This is a genomic window from Vibrio sp. 10N.261.55.A10 (genome assembly GCF_041470825.1).
GTDB lineage: Bacteria > Pseudomonadota > Gammaproteobacteria > Enterobacterales > Vibrionaceae > Vibrio > Vibrio crassostreae_C.
The window spans coordinates 1-1,110 of record NZ_JBFRNC010000109.1 but is presented as its reverse complement, the minus strand read 5'-3'; the positions used below and the strand labels follow the sequence as shown (position 1 = coordinate 1,110).

Here is a 1,110-nt window from a genome sequence, read left to right as displayed (position 1 = left end):
GCTTCGTAATCTTGCCCTGCGCAAGAGCCGTTATTGCACGATGTAAAGAGAAAACCGATCGCAACAGTATTTGGTTAAATCAACTCGTTGAACGACGAGGTTATAAACGAGCAGCTGTCGCCCTAGCAGCAAAAAATGCTCGTATAATATGGGCATTATTAACAACAGGAAAAGAGTACAAGATTAACTATGTAAACGGTTAACACTCACCGAGTCAAAGCAATAGCAAATGATGACAATACGACCAGACCGAGATGCCTAAACCTGTTTAATTGGGAAGTAATAAATACTGTTTAACGAATGAGGCGAGCATCAAGCGAATATCATCAAGGTGACGGAACGATTCCGATTAAACACCGAATGTAGAGCTGCTGTCCGATCCACTGTTGTCAGCGGGAGCTATTGTTGACAAAAGAGGGAGTCCATGTAGAGCCCAATTAAGGGGTGAGCAACGCTACCACCGAACCTAACGCATTGTACCGTAAACACTAAAATTGAAGTAGAAGCAAAATGCCAAGCGTTGGGAATCCCTCTTAAATTGTTTGTTATATTAATTTATACAAGCATGTCATGATGAAGAAATGCACCAGTTTCCCAGCACCAACAAGTAAGTAAATAATTGGAGCTAGACTTATGTTTGTAAGCAGAAAGTGATTTCGTTAACTCATATACAATATAGTCAGCATCAACTTGTGTTTTCTGCTGAAAAACAAAAACTTTATATTCTGAATCTGATTGCAAAAGCTTATTAAAATCATATCGTAAACCTTTTAACTTCATATCAGAAAGCTCGATTTCCATAGATAGCTTAACCCCGATAAAGTTACTTTCTGAATCAAACTCCCTCCATATCAAGTCATATAGCCACTCTTTAGCTTTTTTATCAACGCTTGAGCGAGGACGGATACCTGAAATATGTTTTCCACGCTCACTAAACATTAGTTTGATTTCTTTATTTTTTAGAGTGTTATTCCATTTTGGACGTATTCCGCTTTTCAACTGAGCTTGCTTTTTGCGTTCCATCGCACTAGTACCAAGCTCATCAAACCAACTCATAAACTCTGAAATCATGCTGTATTCTCCACATTAATATAACGAATGACATGGATT

General features: G+C 38.4%; 1 protein-coding gene and 1 pseudogene. One reads left to right on the top strand and one right to left on the bottom strand.

What is annotated here, in order from left to right; translation table 11 throughout:
- Nucleotides 1–203 (top strand): annotated as a pseudogene (locus tag AB4274_RS21810) (IS110 family transposase); the annotation flags it as partial.
- 352 nt (nucleotides 204–555) lie between these two features.
- Here AB4274_RS21810 and AB4274_RS21805 read toward each other — a convergent pair.
- A complete protein-coding gene (locus AB4274_RS21805; RefSeq protein ID WP_372113222.1) occupies nucleotides 556–1,071 on the bottom strand; it encodes a hypothetical protein in 516 nt (171 codons plus the stop codon).
- Between the last annotated feature and the right edge of the window lie 39 nt (nucleotides 1,072–1,110).